Consider the following 18,683-nt stretch of genomic DNA (forward strand, 5'->3'; position numbering starts at 1 on the left):
GGGGTTCCTCACCGTTCGTTGGGGTCGCTGGTGCCGCGTGCGGCGTCTTCGAGTTCGCGCAGGACGTGCTCCTCCACGAGTTCCGCCAGGGCGGCGACCGTGCGAGCGGTCAGCACGTCCCGGGGGGTCAGCTCCACGCCGAAGGTCTCGTTGACCCGGGAGGCGATGAGCAGGCTGCGCAGCGAGTCGCCGCCGAGGGCGAAGAAGTCGTCCTCGGCGCCCACGGCCGTCTCCAGGGCCTCGGACCAGACGTCCGCGAGGAACTGCTCCGTGGGGGTGCGCGGGGCGACCCGGTCGGCCGGCTCCGCGGCGTCCGGGCCGGGTGCGGGCAGGGCCGCGCGGTCTGTCTTTCCGTTCTCGGTGAGCGGGAAGCGCTCCAGGACGACGAAGGCCGAGGGGACCAGGTGGCCGGGCAGGGTCCGGGCGGCGAAGGAGCGCAGCTCCGCGCCGGACGGGACCTCGGTGGCCGGTGCGGCGAGCAGATGGGCCACCAGACGCGGCCTTCCCGGCTCGTCCTCCCGTACGGACACCACGGCGTCCGCGACGGCGGGGTGACCGGTCAGGGTGGCCTCGACCTCGCCCGCCTCGATGCGGTGGCCGTGCAGCTTCATCTGGTGGTCGGTGCGGCCGAGGTAGTGGAGCTCGCCGCGGGCGTCGCGGCGGACCAGGTCGCCGGTGCGGTACATCCGGTCGCCCGGCGCGCCGTAGGGGTCGGCGGTGAACCGGGCGGCGGTCAGGCCGGGCCGGTGGAGGTAGCCGCGGGCCAGCGAGGCTCCGCTGATCCACAGTTCGCCGGGGACGCCGTCGGCGACCGGGCGCAGCCGCTCGTCGAGCACATAGCTGCGGCTGCCCGCCCGGGCCCGTCCGATGGGCGGCGCGGCGCCGTCGGGCACCAGTGGGCCGGACCAGGTGGCGACCACCGTGGTCTCGGTGGGCCCGTACGAGTTGATCATCCGGTGGTGCGGGGCCCAGCGGGCGACCAGGTCGGCGCCGCAGGCGTCCGCGCCGACGACGAGGGTGCGCAGGTCCGGCAGGGTGCCCGCGGTGGCGGGCGGCACCGTGGCGAGTGCGGCGGGCGGCAGCAGGGTGTGCGTGATGCGCTCCCGGCGCAGCACCTCGGCCAGTTGCTCGCCGAGCAGCGGGCCGGGCGGCGGCACCACGAGGCGGGCACCGGCCGGCAGGGCCATGCACAGCTCCAGCACCGAGGCGTCGAAGCTGGGCGTGGCGAAGGCCAGCACCCGGTCGCCCGGCCGGACCTGGTAGTGGTCGGCCTCGGCGGCGGCGAAGGCCGCCAGTCCGCGGTGGGTGACGACGACGCCCTTGGGGGTGCCGGTGGAGCCGGAGGTGTAGATCACGTAGGCCGGGTCGTCGAGGTCGAGCGGGCGGACCCGGTCCCGGTCGGTGGGCCGGTGGGCGGGTGCGTCGTCGTCCCCGGCGGCCAGGAGGTCATGGACCTCGGCGGCCTCCAGGGTGACGGCCGGGGCGGCGTCGCGCAGCATCAGCGCGATCCGCTCCGAGGGGTACCCGGGGTCCACCGGCAGGTAGGCGGCACCCGTCTTGGCGGTGGCCAGCTGGGCGACGGCCATGTCGGCCGATCTCGGCAGGACCAGGGCGACGAGGTCGCCGGGACCGGTCCCGCGGGTGAGGAGGTGGTGGGCGAGGCGGTTGGCCCGCGCCTCCAGTTCCGCGAAGGAGAGGTGCAGGTCCGGCGCGGTCAGCGCGGGGGCGTCCGGCCACCGGTCCACCGCCGCCTCGACGAGCGCGGCCAGGGTGGCGGCCGGGACCGTGTCCCCGGCCGGCTCGGTGCGCCCGGTCAGCCGGTCGCGCTCGGCCGGCGGCAGGATGTCGATCCCGTCCACGGTCGCCGCGCCGCCGGGTGCCGCCAGGGCGCCCAGGGTGTGCACCAGCTGCGCGGCCAGGGAGCGGGCCGTGGACTCCTCGAAGTACCGCGGGTCGTAGCCGAGTTCGACGCTCAGGCAGGTGTCGGGCGAGATGACCACGGTGAGCGGGTAGTTGGTGGCCTCCAGGGCGTGCAGATCACGGACGCGCAGGCCGTGTGCGGTGGCCGCGGTGTCGTTGATCGGGTAGTTCTCGAAGACCACGAGGCTCTCGAACAGCGCCTCTCCGGCGGGGAGTTCGCTCCAGCCGCGCAGGTCGGACAGCGGGACCTGCTCGAAGCCGCGGGCGTCGGCCTGCGCGGACTGGAGGCCGCGCAGCCAGTCGGCCGGGGCCGCGCCGCCGTCGACCCGGCACCGGACCGGCAGGGAGTTGATGAACAGGCCGGTGATGGCGTCGGCGCCGGGCAGGTCGGCGGGCCGTCCGGAGACCGTCGTGCCGAAGCACACCTCCCGCTCTCCGCTCCAGCGGGCCAGCAGCAGGCCCCAGACCCCCTGGACGACGGTGTTGAGGGTGAGGTGGTGGCGCCGGGCGAAGTCCTGGAGGGCGGTGCTCTCCTGCTCGCCGAGCCGCTCCGAGAGCCAGGTGCCGGCGCGGGTGGCGGCTCCCGGCGCCGGGCGCCGGTCGTAGGGCAGCGGGGTGGGTGCCGTCAGTCCGGCCAGCGCGCCGCGCCAGTGCTGTTCGGCCGGGGCCGGGTCGTGGGCGGCGAGCCAGGCGGCGTAGTCCGCGAACGGCCTGCGGTCCGGCAGCTGAGGGGCCTCGCCCCGGGTCAGCGCCGCGTGGCAGGCGAACACGTCCGAGAGCACCTGGAAGACGCTCCAGCCGTCGAGCAGCACATGGTGGAAGGTCCACACGACCCGTACCTCGGCCGGGGAGAGCCGGATCAGGGTGAGCCGCAGCAGCGGCGCCCGGTCGAGGGCGAGCCCGCGGTCCCGGTCGTCGGCGAGCAGCCGGGTCAGTGCGGCCGTGCGCTCCTCCTCGGTCCGGGCGCTCCAGTCGAGCGCGGTGACCGGCAGGGTGACCGAGCGGTGCACGGTCTGCAGCGGTACCGGCACCTCGTGCAGCACGACCGCGCTGCGCAGCACGGGGGTGCGGTCGACGACGTGCTGCCAGGCGGCGGCCAGCAGCCGGGAGTCGGGCACCCCGTCCAGCACGAAGGTGGCCTGTTCGACGTAGAGCCCCTGGTCGGGTTCGTCGAGCCCGTGGAAGACCATGCCGGTCTGGGTGGGGGTCAGCGGATAGAGGTCCGTGACGTCCCGCCCGTCGCCGGCGAGCCGGTCGACGGTGTCCTGGTCGAGGCGGACCAGCGGGAAGTCCGAGGGGGTGCGGCCCCCGGCGTCCGGCCGGGCGCAGTGCCGCACGATCTCCCGGAGTTCGGCGGTCATCTCCTCGGCCAGCCCGACCACGGTGGAGCGCAGATGCAGGTTCGCCGAGTACGACCAGGTGAACTCCAGGCGCTTGTCCGTGACCAGGCCGATGACGTCGATGAGGTGCGGCCGGTCGGCCGACAGGGCCATGTCGCCCGCCAGCGCGCCGTACGGCGCGTGCAGCAGACCGTCGCCCGCGGAGGCGCTCCAGTCCTGCTGGCCCAGGTAGTTGAAGGCGATCTGCGGGTCGGCGGGCAGCCCGGTGGCGGCCGGGGTACGCAGATGGCGCAGCGCGCCGTGGCCCAGGCCGTGCCGGGGCAGGGTCCGCAGGCCCTCCTTGGCGGACTTCAGCGCCGCGCCGAGGTCCGCGTGCGGCGGCAGGTCCAGGGTGACCGGGAACAGGGTGGTGAACCAGCCGACGGTGCGGGAGAGGTCGACGTCGTCGAAGATCTCCTCGCGGCCGTGGCCCTCCAGTCCGATCCGTACCCGGTCGTGCCCGGTCCAGCGGGCCAGCACCCGGCCCAGGGCGCACAGCAGCACGTCGTTGACGCGGGTCCGGTAGACGTCCGGCACGTCCTGGAGCAGCTGCCGGGTCTCCTCGGCCTCCAGGCGGACGGTGACGGTCTCCTCGGAGTCCGCCGAGTTGCGGCCGGCGTGGTCGACGGGCAGGTCCGCCCGGCCGTCCTGGCCGCTCCAGTAGGCGAGTTCGTCGTCGAAGCCGCCGGCCGCGGTGTGGTCGTGCAGCCGCTGCGCCCAGGCGCGGAACGAGGTGGTCTTGGGGCCGAGCGCGGCCCGCTCCCCGGCCCGGACCCGGCGGTAGGCGGTATCGAGGTCCTCCAGGACGATGCGCCAGGACACCGCGTCGACGACCAGGTGGTGGGCCGCCAGCAGCAGCACCGGCCGGTCCTGGTCGCCCAGGTGGCACAGCGCGGTCTTCAGCAGCGGCCCGTCCGCGAGGCCGAAGCCGGCGGACAGCTCCGCCGACAGCGCGCGCAGCCGCGCGGCCCGGTCCTCCGGCTCCAGGGCGGAGAGGTCGTGGACGTCCAGGGCGGGTGCCGCGCCGGGCGCCGCGCTGTACTGGCGCCAGTGGCCGTCGCCGGCGGGCTCGTACACCATGCGCAGGGCGTCGTGGTGCTCCAGCACCGCGGCCAGCGCGGCCCGCAGCGCGCCCTCGTCGACCTCGGCCGCCAGTTGGAAGGAGAGCGCCTGGGTGAAGTGCCCGGGGCTGTCCGGGACGCTGTCGAACAGCCAGTGCTGGACGGGGGTGAGCGGCACCTCGCCGACCACCGGGCCCTGTTCGGCGGTGGACACCGTGGCCGGCAGATCGGCGGCGGCCGCGGCGAGCGCGGAGACGGTCTGGTGGACGAACAGATGGCGCGGGGTCAGCGCGAGGCCCGCGCGGCGGGCCGCGGAGACGATCTGGATGCTCAGGATCGAGTCCCCGCCGAGCGCGAAGTAGTTGTCCTCGGCGCCCACCCGCTCCAGGCCCAGCACCGCGGCCCAGATCCCGGCGAGGGTCTTCTCGGTGTCCGTGCGCGGCGGGACGTAACCGGCGGCCGGGGCCGCCCAGTCGGGCGCCGGCAGGGCACGCCGGTCGAGCTTGCCGGTGGCGCCCAGCGGCAGCCGCTCCAGGGGGACGACGACGGCCGGCACCAGGTGGTCGGGCAGGCTCTCGGCGAGGAAGGCCCGCAGCGCTGCGGGGTCGGTGTCCTCCGCGCCCCTGGTGACGACATAGCCCACCAGGCGCTTGTGGCCGTCGGACTCGGTCACCGCAGCGGCGGCCTCGGCCACCGCGGGGTGCCGGGCCAGCGCGGCCTCGACCTCGCCCAGTTCGATGCGGAAGCCGCGCACCTTGACCTGGTCGTCGCTGCGGCCGAGGTACTCCAACTGCCCGTCGGCGTCCCAGCGTACGAGGTCGCCGGTGCGGTACATCCGCTCGCCCGCGGGGCCGAACGGGTCGGCCAGGAAGCGCCGGGCGGTGAGTCCGGGCCGCGCGAAGTAGCCGCGGGCCACGCCGGTTCCGGCGAGGTAGAGCTCACCGGGCACCCCGACGGGGACCGGCCGCAGCCGCAGGTCGAGGACATAGGCGCGCGCGCCGGCGACCGGACTGCCGATCGGCGGGGTGCGGTCGGGGTCGGCCGGGTCGCAGTACCAGGCGGTGGCGTAGACGGTGGCCTCGGTGGGGCCGTAGATGTTCGCGACCCGGCAGCCGGGGACGGCGGCGCGCACCTCCCGTACGGTGCGGGCGGCGAGCCCCTCACCGGCCAGCACCACGGTGTCCGCGGTGACCTGGACGGTGTCCTCGGCGAGCAGCTGGCCGAGGGCGGAGGGGACGGCGCTGAGCAGGCTCGCGGTCCAGGGCGCTGAACGTTCGGCGAGGGCCAGCAGGTCGCCGACCATCTCGACGCAGCCGCCGGACAGCAGCGGGCTGAAGATCTCGAAGACCGACACATCGAAGTTGAGCGAGGTGGAGGCCACGACGTGGGACAGGCCGCGGCCGCCGAACTCGGCGGCCGCCCAGTCGGTCAGCGCCACCACCGACCCGTGGGTGGCCACCACGCCCTTGGGCAGGCCCGTCGAGCCCGAGGTGTGGATGACGTAGGCGGGGTGGGCGGGCAGCAGCGCAGCGGTCCGCTCGCCGTCCCCGATGTCGGCGGGGCGCTGCCCGGCGAGCCGCTCCGCGACCCCGGGGTCGTCCAGCGCGATCCGGGTGGCGGGCCCCTCGGGCAGCCGGCCGGCCAGGGCGGCGGTGGTGAGCACGATGTCCGGCCCGATGTCGTCGAACAGGAAGGAGACCCGCTCGGCCGGGTACTTGGGGTCGACCGGCAGATAGCCGGCGCCGCTCTTGAGCACCGCCATCAGGGCCACGACCAGGTCCGCGGTGCGCGGCAGCGCCAGGGCGACGAACCGCTCCGGGCCCGCGCCCGCCGCGATCAGCAGTCTGGCCAGGCGGTTGGCGCGGGCGTTCAGCTCCCGGTAGGTGAGCCGGGTCTCCCCGGCCAGCACGGCGGTGGCGTGCGGGGTGCGGGCCGCCTGCGCCTCGAACACCTCGGGCAGGACGCGCCGCGGCGGGGTGACGGCGCTGCCGCCGAACTCCCGCAGGACGCGCCCGCGCTCGTCGGCGGTGAGCAGCGGCAGGTCCCCCAGGCAGCGGTCCGGGTCGGCCGCCATCTCCGTCAGCAGGACCCGCAGACAGGTGCCCAGCCGCTCGACCGTCGCGGCGTCGAAGACGGCCGGGTCGTAGTCCAGGGCCACGGTGAGGCGCTCACCGGGGGCGACGATCACACTGAGCGGGTAGTTGGTCGGCTCCAGGTCGCGTTCCTGCTCGATGCCCAGGCCGTGCCGGGACAGCGCCTCGCTGTCGAAGGGGTAGTTCTCGAAGACCACGATGCTGTCGAACAGGTTCGTCCCGCGCGGGACCTCGCTCCAGGTCTGGAGGTCGGTCAGGGAGACGAAGTCGTGGCGCCGGGACTCCGACTGGGCGTGCTGCAGCTCGCGCAGCCAGTCCAGCAGCCCGCGGCGCCCGTCGATCCGTACCCGGGTGGGCAGCGTGTTGATGAACAGCCCGACCATGGACTCCACACCGGGCAGCGCGGCGGGCCGCCCGGAGACGGTGGTGCCGAAGACCACGTCGTCGCTGTTGCCGTAGCGGGACAGCAGCAGGCCCCAGGCGCCCTGGAGCACGGTGTTCATGGTGAGGCCGGCCCGTTGCGCCGTCTCCCGCAGGCGGGCGGAGTCCGCCTCGTCCAGCGCGAGGTGCACCGAGCCCGAGGAGGAGGCGCGGTGGGCCTCCAGCGGCACCCGGTCCCGCGGGAGTTCGGTCGGGGAGGCGAACCCGGCCAGCGCGGTGCGCCAGTACCGCTCGGCCTGGGTGCCGTCCTGCTCCGTCAGCCAGCGCAGATAGCTGCCGAACGGCGGGCGGGAGGGGAGGGCGGGGCGGCGTCCCGCGGTGAGCGCCGCGTAGCGCTCGCAGACCTCGTCGAAGACCTGGGCCGCGCTCCAGCCGTCGAGCAGGACGTGGTGGAACGTCCACACCAGCCGGACCCGGTCCTCGGACAGCTTGATCAGGGCGAGCCGCATCAACGGGGCCGCGGCCAGGTCGAGTCCGGTCGCCCGGTCCTCGGCGAGCAGGGTGTGCAGCGCGTGCTCGCAGGCCTCGGCGGTGCGCCGGGACCAGTCGTGGTGGGTGACCGGCACGGTGGCCCGTGCCTGGACGACCTGCAGCGGCTCGGCCGTCTCCTCCCACACCAGACGGGTGCGCAGCACCGGGTTGGCGTCGGCCGTCCGCTGCCAGGCGGTGGCGAGCGCGGCCGGGTCGGTGACGCCGGAGAGCACCAGCTGGACCTGGTTGAAGTAGGTGTGCGCGTCGGGGTCCATCAGGCTGTGGAACAGCATGCCCGCCTGCATGGGCGTCAGCGGGTAGAGGTCTTCCACCGCGCGGCCGTCCCCCGCGACCCGGTCCACGGCCGCCTGGTCGAGGCGCGCGAGCGGGTAGTCGGACGGGGTGCGGCCGCCGGCGTCCGGCCCGGCGCAGTGCGCGACGATGTCCTCCAGCGCCCGCAGCATCCCCTCGGCCAGCGCGGTGACCGTCTCCTCCCGGTGCACCCGGCCGCTGTAGTACCAGGTGAGTTCGAGCGACCGCTCCTCGACCCGGCCCACCACGTCCAGCAGATGCGGCCGCACGGACTCGGGTGCGGCGGCGCCGCCCAGTCCGCCGTGCACGGCGCGGATCAGCCCGCCATCGCCGGTCCAGTCGAACTGGCCCAGGTAGTTGAAGCTGATCTGCGGCTGGGGCGGGCCGGCGGGTGCGGCGGCCTCCGCGAGGTACCGCAGCGCCCCGTGGCCGAGTCCCCGGCCGGGTACCGCGCGCAGCTGTTCCTTGACGGACTTCAGCGCCGTGCCCCAGTCTCCGCGCGGGACGTCCAGCGCGACGGGGAACAGGCTGGTGAACCAGCCGACCGTACGGGACAGGTCGACGCCGTCGAAGAGGTGGTCCTCGCGGCCGTGCCCCTCCAGGCCGACGGCGACGGTCCGCTGTCCGGTCCACTCGCCCAGCACCCGGCCGAGCGCGGTCAGCAGCACGTCGTTGATCCGGGTGCGGTAGACGCCGGGCACCTTCTGCAGCAGGTCACCGGTGCGCCCGCGGTCCAGGCGGACGGTGACCGAGCGCAGGTCGGCCATGGTGTTGCCGCCGTCGGCGTCCACCGGCAGCCCGGTGGCGCAGTGTGCGGCCACCGCGCTCCAGTGCGCGCGTTCGCCGTCGAAGGCGCCGGCCTCGGTGTGGGCGTGCAGCCGGCGGGCCCACTCCTGTGCGGAGGTGGTCCGGGCGAGCGGGCTCACCGGATCGCCGCTGCGGGCCTGCCGGTAGGCGCTCTCCAGGTCCTCCAGCAGCACCCGCCAGGAGACGCCGTCGACGACCAGGTGGTGCACGGTCAGGAACAGCCGCGGCGGTGCGGTGCCCGCGCCGGTGAACAGCCGGGCGGCGAGCAGCGGGCCCGTGTCCAGCCGGAATCCGGCGTCCGCCGCGGCCATGGCGGCCTCGGCAGCGGCGGCGCCGTCCGCCTCGTCCCGGCCGGACAGGTCGTGCACCTCCAGCAAGCGCGGTGCGGTGGTGTCCGCCGCCGGGCAGTGCTGGCGCCAGGTCCCGTCCGCCCGCCGCTCGAAGCGGGAGCGCAGCGCGTCGTGGTGGTGCCACAGGGCACCCAGCGCCGCCCGCAGCGCGGGGACGTCGGGCTCCTCGGCCAGTTCGATGACGACGGACTGGTTGAAGTGGTCGGGACGGTGCGGCCCGGCGTCGAGGAACCAGTGCTGGATCGGGGTGAGGGCGACGTCTCCGGACACCGGGCCGGTGCCGCTGACCGGTGCGGCGGCACCGGTGGCGGCCGCCAGGGCGGCGATGGTGGGATGCCGGAACAGGTCCCGCGGGGTCAGGGTCAGGCCCGCCCGGCGGGCGCGCGAGACGACCTGGATGCTGAGGATCGAATCGCCGCCCAGCATGAAGAAGTTGTCCTCGACGCCCACCCGGTCGAGGCCCAGCAGGGCGCACCAGATCTCCGCGAGGACGCGTTCGGCCTCGGTGCGCGGCGCGAGGTGCTCACCGGCGGTGGCCGCCGACCAGTCGGGGGCGGGCAGCCTGCGCCGGTCGACCTTTCCGTTCGCGGTGAGGGGCAGCGCGTCCAGGGGCACGAACGCGGCGGGGACCATGTAGTCGGGCAGCTCGGCGGCGAGGGCGGCGCGCAGCTCCGCCGCCGGCGGCACCGTCGCGTCCGGGGCGGGGACGAGGTAGGCGACCAGGCGCTTGCGACCGCCGTCGCCGGGCACGGTGACGACCGCCTCACCGACCGCGGGCAGGCCGGTGAGCACGGCCTCGATCTCGGCCGGTTCGACGCGGAAGCCACGGATCTTGATCTGGTCGTCGGTCCGCCCCACGAAGTGGAGTTCGCCGTCGGCGCTCCAGCGCACGAGGTCGCCGGTGCGGTACATCCGGGTGCCGGCCGGTCCGAACGGGTCGGCCAGATAGCGGGCGGCGGTCGCACCGGGGCGGCCGGCGTAGCCGCGGGCGAGCCCGGCACCGGCGATGTACAGCTCTCCCGGGATGCCCGGCGGCTGGGGCTGGAGCGTGTCGTCCAGCACGTAGACCCGGGTGTTGTCCAGCGGACGCCCGATGGGCAGGGCGGCGGGCAGCGGTTCGCCGGAGCGGAAGGCCCGCCGGGTGGCGAAGGTGGTCGTCTCGGTGGGGCCGTAGCCGTCGACGACGGTCAGGCCGGGGCAGGCGTCGAGGACGCGGCGGACCGCGGCACCCGGCACGGCCTCACCGCCGGTCCACACCTCGCGGGCGCCGCGCAGGCACTCCGGGTCCTCCTGGGCCACCAGGCGGAACAGCCCGGCGGTCAGCCACAGGGAGGTGACGCCCTGCTCGCCGATGGCCCGGCGCAGGGTGGCGGCGTCCACGTCGGACGGCGGGGCGAGGACGGCCCGGCCGCCGCGCAGCAGGGGCACCCACAGTTCGTAGGTGGCCGCGTCGAAGGCCTGCGGGGAGTGCACCAGGACCCGGTCGTGCCCGTCGAAGGCGCGGTCGGCGGCGAGCGCCACGACGTCCCGGTGGCGCACCGCGACGCCCTTGGGGCGGCCGGTGGAGCCGGAGGTGAACATCAGGTAGAGCGCGTTGTCGGGGTGGAGGGCGGGCAGCGGCGCGCCGTCCGGGGCGTCGTCGCCGGCCGGCCCGGCCTCGTCCGTGATCAGCAGGGTGCGGCCGCCGGGTGCCGCGGCGCGGGCGGTCTCCTCCCAGGCCGCGTCGGTGAGCACCAGGTCCACCGTGCTCTCCGCCAGCACCTGCCGCAGCCGCTCCCGCGGGGCGCGGACGTCCAGCGGGACGTACACGCCGCCCGCCTTGGCGAGCGCCAGCTGGGCGAGGGCCAGGGCGGCCGACCGGTCCATGAGGACCCCGACCGGGGTCTCCGGCCGCACGCCGAGACCGGCCAGCTCGCGGGCCAGCACGTCGGTGCGGGCGTCGAGTTCCCGGTAGGTCAGCCGGGTGTCCCCCGCGTCCAGCGCGAGGGCGTCGGGGGTACGCAGGGCCTGGGCGGCGAACGCCCCGGCCACCGTGTCCTCGGACACCGTGGTGGCGGTGTCGTTCCACTCCTCGACCACCTGGCGGCGGCGTGCCGCGCCGAGCACCGGCAGCCGGGCGGGCGGGCGCCGGTGGTCCTCGGCCATGCCCGCGAGCAGGACCGTGAGGTACTCCCCCATCCGCTCGACGGTGGCCGCGTCGAACAGCTCCGGGTCGTAGCCGAGCCGCAGCGCCAGCTCCTGGCCCGGGTAGGCGACCAGGCTCAGCGGGTAGTTGGTGGTCTCGATGCCGTCGAGGCCGGTCAGCCGCAGTCCGTGGGCGGCGGCGAGGTCGTCGCCGACCGGGTAGTTCTCGAACACCACGATGCTGTCGAAGAGCTGGACCCGCTCGGGCAGGTCGCCGAACGTCTTCAGCCGGGCGAGCGGGACGAAGTCGAAGCGCCGGTCCTCGGTCTGGATCTCCTGCACCCGGCGCAGCCAGTCGGTCAGGGTGCCGTCGGCGGGGACCGTCAGCCGGGTCGGGACGGTGGCGATGAACAGGCCGTTCATGGCCTCGACGCCGGGCAGCTCCGGCGGCCGTCCGGACACGGTGGTGCCGAAGACCACGTCCCGGCGGCCCGCCTGACGGGCCAGCAGCATCGCCCAGGCGCCCTGCACCAGGGTGTTCATGGTCAGGCCCGCGTCCTTGGCCAGGGACTCCAGCCGGCGGGTGGTGGCGGCGGGCAGCGCGATCCGCACCGCGGCGGTGGACTCCGCGCGGTGGGCCTCGCGGGGCTCGCGGTCGTAGGGCAGTGCGGTGGGTTCGCCCACCCCGGCGAGCCGGTCCCGCCAGTGCCGCTCGGCCTCCGCCCAGTCGCGGTCGCGCAGCCAGGCCACGTAGTCGCGGAAGGGCCGGCGGCCGGGCAGGACCGCCTCCGCGGGCGCCGCGCCGTCCGCGGCCGCCGGGCCGCGCAGCGCGGCATGGCACCGGAAGACGTCGGAGAGCACCTGGAAGAGGCTCCAGCCGTCCAGCACCAGGTGGTGGAAGGACCACACCACCTGGACCTCGGTATCGGACAACCGGGCCAGGGTCAGGCGCTGGAGCGGGGCGGTGCCGAGGTCGATCCCCTGCCGCCGGTCGCGGTCGAGCAACTCGCCGAGCCGGCCGGGCCGTTCGCCGTCCGGCAGGGCACGCCAGTCCAGCTGCGTGACCGGCACCGTGATGTCGCGCTCCACCAGGAACAGCGGCTCGGGCACGTCCTCCCAGACGACCCGTCCGCGCAGCACCGTGGTGCGGTCCGTCACCCGCTGCCAGGCCGCGGCGAAGGCCTCCGGGTCGGGCACGCCGTCCAGGACGAAGGTGAGCTGCTGGAAGTAGACGCTCTGGTCGTCCTGGGAGAGCCGGTGGAAGAGCATGCCGGCCTGGGTCGGGGTGAGCGGGTGCAGGTCCTCGACGGTGGTGCCGTCGCCCACCAGCCGGTCCACGGTGGGCTGGTCGAGCGTGGCGAGCGGGAAGTCGGACGGGGTGCGGCCGCCGGCCCCGGGCCGGGCGCCGTGGCGGGCGATGTCGCCCAGCGCGCGGGCGAAGTTCCCGGCCAGCCGGGAGACGGTCTCCTCGTGGTGCAGCCCGGCCGAGTAGAACCAGGTGAACTCCAGCGCGTCGCCGTCCAGCCGGCCGACGACCTCCAGCGCGTGCGGCCGCTGCGCGGCGGGGTCGGCGTCGAGCGCCAGCTCGCGGTACGGGCCGCGGTAGAGGCCGCCGTCACCGCCCGGTGTGCCGAACTGGCCGAGGTAGTTGAAGCTGATGCCGGCGGCCGGGGTGCCGGGCAGGCCCTCCGGCCGGAGCAGATACCGCTGGACGCCGTAGCCGAGGCCGCGGCGGGGCACGGCGCGCAGCTGCTCCTTGACGGACTTCAGCACGGTGCCCCAGTCGGCGTCCCGCGCCACACTGAGCGCCACCGGGTAGCGGGTGGTGAACCAGCCGACGGTGCGGCTCAGGTCGACGTCGTCGAAGAGCTCCTCACGGCCGTGGCCCTCCAGGTCCACCGGGACCCGGTCGTGCCCGGTCCACTCGTGCAGCACCCGGCCCAGCCCGCTCAGCAGCACCTCGTTGACCTGGGTACGGAAGGCCCCGGGCAGGGTGTGCAGCAGGACGGAGGTGTCCTGTGGGGTGAGGCGGACGGTCACCGAGCGGGCCGAGGCATAGGTGTTGTCGCCGGTGAAGTCGGTCGGCAGCGCCGGGGTGCAGGTGCGGGCGAGCGCCGTCCAGTAGGCCGTCTCGTCCTGGAAGCCGCCGCCTTCCGTGTGCCCGGTCAGCCGCCGCGCCCAGTGGCGCAGCGGCGAGGACTTCGGCGGCAGCGCGGCGTCCGCTCCCCCGCGCCGTGCGCCGTAGGCCCGGTCCAGGTCCTCCAGCAGCAGCCGCCAGGAGACGCCGTCGACCACCAAGTGGTGCACGGCCAGGTGCAGGACGGCGGGCCGGCCGGTGCCGCGGTCGTGCAGCACTGCACGCAGCAGCGGGCCGCGGCCCAGGTCGAACGGCCCGAGGTGCGGTGCGTCCTCGTCGGGTCCGGTGTGCCGCCCCAGGGTGAAGCCGGGCGCCTCGTCGTCGATGTGCTGGCGCCACCGGCCGTCCCCGTCCGGCACGAAGTGCGAGCGCAGGGCGTCGTGGTGGGCGAGGACGTCGCGCAGGGCGGCCTCCAGCGCCGGGACGTCCAGGTCGCCGGTCAGCTCGACGGAGAGGGTCTGGCCGAAGTGGCCGGCCCGCTCCGGGTCGCTCTCGAACAGCCAGTGCTGGATGGGCGTCAGCGCCGCCGGGCCGGTGGCCCGCGCCGCACGGTCCGGGCCCGGCGCCGGCCGCCCGCCGGCGTCCACGCACTGCGCGAGGGCGGCCACCGTCTGGTGCAGGTAGACATCGCGCGAGGTCACGGCCAGGCCCGCCTGCCGTGCCTGGGCGACGACCTGGATGCTGAGGATCGAGTCGCCGCCCAGCGAGAAGAAGTTGTCGTCGACGCCGACGCGCTCGACGCGCAGCACCTCGGCCCACACGGCGGCGAGGGCCCGTTCGGTGGCGGTGCGCGGCGCCACGTAGTCCGTCGTGCCGGCGGTCGTCCAGTCCGGGGCGGGCAGCCGGTCGCGGTCCAGCTTGCCGTTGGGGTTGAGCGGCATCGCGTCCAGGACGACGACCGAGGCGGGCACCATGTAGTCGGGCACACTGCGGCCGAGGGTCCGGCGGAGCGCGCTCGGAACGAGTTCCGCGCCGGGCTCCGGGACGACATAGCCGATCAGCCGCTTGTGCCCGTCGCCGTCCTGGGTGGCGGCGGCCGCCTGGGCCACCCCCGCACAGCGCAGCAGCGCCTCCTCGACCTCGCCCAGCTCGATGCGGAAACCCCGCACCTTGACCTGCTGGTCGGCCCGGCCCAGGTACTCCAGCTCACCGTCGGAGGTCCACCGCACCAAGTCGCCGGTGCGGTACATACGGCTGCCGGGACCGGCGTAGGGGTCGGCGACGAACCGCGCCGCGGTCAGACCGGGACGCCCGAGATAGCCCCGGGCCAGTCCCCCGCCGCCGAGGTACAACTCTCCTGTAACGCCCGGTGGTTGCGGACGCAGCATGCCGTCCAGGACGTAGGCGCGGGTCCGGGCGACGGGCCGGCCGATGGGCGGGGCCTGCTCCGGCGCGGCGTCACCGGCGAACCAGGCCGTGGCGTACACGGTGGCCTCGGTGGGGCCGTAGATGTTCGCGACCTGGGAGGACGGCATGGTCTCCCGGATCTCCCGTACGGTCCGGGCGGGCAGCGCCTCACCGGCCAGGACCACGGTGTCGGCCGTGAGGGTGCCGGCGTCCCGGGAGAGCAGCCGGGAGATCACCGACGGGACCCCGCTGATCAGTCCGGCCCGCCGCGGCGCAGCACCGGCCCCGTCGGCGAGCGCCGGCAGGTCGGCCACCACGTCGATGCTGCCGCCGCACAGCAGCGGGCAGAGCAGTTCGAAGACGGACACGTCGAAGTTGAGCGAGGTGGAGGCCACCACGTCCGTCAGCCGCTCCGGTCCGAACCGGGCTCCCGCCCAGGCCGCCAGGTCGGCCACGCTGCGGTGGGTGACCACCACGCCCTTGGGGCGGCCGGTGGAGCCGGAGGTGTAGATGACGTACGCGGGGTGGTCGGGGTGCAGCGGCCGGACCCGTTCGGCGTCGGTGAGGTCCTCCTCCGCGTACACCGCGAGTTCGGCCGCGGTCTCCGGGTCGTCCAGGGCCAGCCACCCGGTGTCCCCGGGCAGGCAGCCGGCGGTGTCCCGGGTGGTCAGCACGAGGGCCGGACCGGCGTCGGCGAGCATGAACCGGATGCGCTCCGCCGGATATCCGGGGTCCACCGGCAGATACCCGGCCCCCGCCTTGAGCACCGCCCACAGGACGGCGACCAGGTCGGCGGAGCGCGGCAGGGCCAGCGCCACCAGGGTCTCGGGGCCCACCCCGCGCCGCACCAGCAGCCGGGCCAGGCGGTTGGCCCGCCGGTTCACCTCGTCGTAGGTGAGCCGGGTGTCCCCGCAGACGACGCCGGTCCGGTCAGGGGTGCGGGCGGTCTGCGCCTCCAGGAGGGCGGGCAGCGTGGTGTCCGGGCCGCCCTGCTGCGGGGTGTTCCAGGCCTCCAGCATGGTGCGCCGCTCGTCGTCGGTCAGCAGCGGCAGTTCGGCCACGGTCCGGTGCGGGCCGTCCGCCATGCCGTCCAGCAGGAGGTGGAGCTGGCGGCTCATCCGGGCCACGGTCCGGGCGTCGAACAGGTCCGTGTTGTACTCCACGGTGAGCCCGAACGACCCGTCGTCGCGCGGCTGGAACTCCAGGACCAGGTCGAACCGCGCGGCCGGGCGCGGCAGCGGATGGTCCGCGATCCGCAGGCCGCCGGCCTCCTTCGGGTGCGCCGGGGCGGTCTGCTGGACGACCAGGACCTGGACCAGCGGGGTGCGGCTGGGGTCCCGCGGCGGGGCCAGCTCCTCGACGACCCGGTCGAACGGCACGCCGTCGTGGCCGAAGGCGTCCAGCAGCGTCGCCCGCACCGAGTCCAGGAACCGGTCGACGGTGGCGGTGCCGTCGACGTCGCTGCGCAGCACCAGGGTGTTGGCGAAGAAGCCGGTGACCTCCTCCAGTTCCCGGTGGGCGCGTCCGGTCGTGACGGTGCCGAACACGATGTCGCGCTTGCCGGTGTAGCGGGAGAACAGCACCGAGGCCGCCCCGGCGAACAGGGTGAACACGGTGGTGCCCTTGGCGCGGGCGAGCCGGCCGAGGCGTGCGGTCAGCCCGGCCGGCAGGTCGTGCCGGTGTGCCGCGCCCGAGGTGCTGCGCACCGCGGGCCGGGGGCGGTCCGTGGGCAGGTCGAGCTGCGTCAGCCCGGCGAGGTGCCGCTTCCAGTAGGCCAGGTCGTCGGCGTGCCGGTCCGGGGTGGCCTGCGCACGTTCCCATACCGCGAAGTCCGGATATTGCAGGATCGGTTCTGCGAGGCCGTCCGGGCTCCCGTCCGCCTCGGAGCCGTACAGCGCGGCCAGTTCACGGACCAGCACGCCGACCGACCACCCGTCGGTGACGATGTGGTGCTGGGCCAGGAGCAGCAGCTGCTCCTCGTCCGCGAGGCGGATCAGCAGCGCCCGGGTCAGCGGCCCCTCGCGCAGGTCGAAGGGGCTCTCCAGCTCCGCGGTCAGCAGCCGCTCGGCCGCCGCCTCCCGCCGGCCGGCCGGGAGGTCCCGCAGGTCGGCGGTGCGCAGCGGCAGCTCGGCGGTGTCGTCGACCCGCTGCACCCCGCGCCCGTCCACCGTGGTGAAGGTGGTGCGCAGGGAGTCGTGGCGCAGGGCGAGGCGGTCCAGCGCACGGCGCAGCGCCCCGGCGTCCAGCGGGCCGCCCAGCCGCACCGCGACACCGGTGTTGTACTCGGTGTCGCCGGCCGTCAGGTCATCGAGGAACCACAGCCGTTGCTGCGCGCCAGACAGCGGCAGCGGACGGTCGCGGCGGGCCGGGGTGAGCGGCGCCGCCCGGTCCGCGGTGGCCGGGTCGCCGAGCAGCGGCACCAGTCCGGCGATGGTCCGGGCGGTGAACAGGTCGCGTACGGACAGCCGGTCGCCGAGGACCTCGCGGATGCGGGACAGCACCCGCACGGCGAGCACGGAGTCGCCGCCCAGCGCGAGGAAGTCGTCCCCGGTGCCGATGCCGCTGACCGACAGCACCTCCGACCAGATCCCGGCGAGGGTCCGCTCGGTGGCGGTCCGGGGGGCGAGGTGCCCCTCCTCGGGGGCGCGGGCCGGGTCGGGCGCGGGGAGGGCCCGCCGGTCGATCTTGTGGTGTGCGGTCAGCGGGAACGCGTCGAGCACGACGACGGCAGCGGGCACCATATGGGCCGGCAGGCTGCCGGCGACGGCGGTGCGCAACTCCGCGGGGCGCGGCGGCCGGAGGGGATCGGCCGGGGTGACATAGCCGACGAGCCGCTGCCGTCCGGGCTCGTCCTCGCGCACCAGGACCACGGCCTCCGCGACGCGGGCGTGCCGGGTCAGCACCGCCTCGATCTCGCCGGGCTCGATGCGGAAGCCGCGGATCTTGACCTGCCGGTCGAGGCGTCCGAGGAACTCCAGGTCGCCGCCGGCGTTCCGGCGCACCAGGTCGCCGGTGCGGTAGAGCCTGGCCCCGGCCGGCCCGTACGGGCTGGCCACGAACCGGGTGGCGGTCAGCCCCGGACGGTCGAGGTAGCCGCGTGCCACCCCGGCGCCGCCCACATACAGTTCACCGCTGGTCCCGTCCGGCACCGGCCGCATCGCCGGGTCCAGCACATGGGCCTCGGAGTGCGGCAGCGGTCTGCCGATCGTCGGGGTGCCGCCGCCCACGGCCAGCGGCCCGGTCCACGACGCCACCACCGTGGCCTCGGTGGGGCCATAGGAGTTGATCATCCGGCGGCCCGCCGCCCAGCGGTCGGCCAGCTCGGCCGGGCAGGCTTCGGCGCCCACGATCAGGGTCCGCAGGCCGGGCAGTCCATTGTCGGGCGACGGCGTGGGCAGGGTGGCGAGCGCGGCCGGCGGGATGAGCGCGTGGGTGATGCGGTGGTCCGCCAGGACGGCCGCGAGATCCTCGCCCAGCCACGGACCGTGCGGCGGCACGACGAGGGTCGCGCCGGACAGCACGGAGACGCACAGCTCCAGGACGGAGGCGTCGAAGCTCGGCGACGAGAACTGCAGGACGCGGGCGCCGGGCGTGACGTCGTACTGCGCGGCGGCCGCGGCGGCGAAGCCCGCCAGGCCGGTGTGGGGCACCGTCACGCCCTTGGGGGTTCCGGTCGATCCCGAGGTGTAGATGACGTAGGCGGGGTGCTCGGCGTACAGCGGCGCGACCCGGTCGGCGTCCGTCGGCGCGTGGTCCGGCCCGGTGGCGGGCCGGGTCTGGGCCAGGTCGTCGAGGACCACGGCCGGCCGGGCGTCGGACAGCATCAGGGTGCGGCGTTCGGCGGGGTAGGCCGGGTCGACCGGCAGGAACGCGCCGCCCGCCCTGGCCACGGCCAGTTCCGCGACGACGAGTTCGACCGAGCGGGGCAGGACCACCGCCACCGTCCGCTCGGGTCCCACCCCCTGTCCGACGAGGTGGTGCGCGAGACGGTTGACCAGCCGGTCGAGCTCCCGGTAGGTCCAGGTCCGCCGCCCGTCGGTCACCGCGGGTGCGTCCGGAGTACGGGCCACCCACGCCGCGAACAGGTCCCCGAGCGGGGTGCCGGGCACGGTCCGGTCCTGCGGCGACGCGGACTCCGGTGCTGAACTCTCGTACTGGTCCGTCATGGAGGTCGGTCCTTCTCAGCGGGGACGGGGCGGTACAGCGGGACTTCGGGCGGCCCGGACGAGCGCTCCCGGGCG

The 18,683-nt window shown here is 75.4% G+C and carries 1 protein-coding gene; it reads right to left on the reverse strand.

Features of this window, described 5'->3' with window-relative positions; all coding sequences use genetic code 11:
- Window positions 1-8 precede the first annotated feature (8 nt).
- A complete protein-coding gene (locus tag ACGFN2_RS13460; protein WP_393359940.1) occupies window positions 9-18,608 on the reverse strand; it encodes a non-ribosomal peptide synthase/polyketide synthase in 18,600 nt (6,199 codons plus the stop codon).
- Window positions 18,609-18,683 lie beyond the last annotated feature (75 nt).

It is taken from the genome of Streptomyces sp. NPDC048612 (assembly GCF_043199295.1).
Classification (GTDB): Bacteria; Actinomycetota; Actinomycetes; order Streptomycetales; family Streptomycetaceae; genus Streptomyces.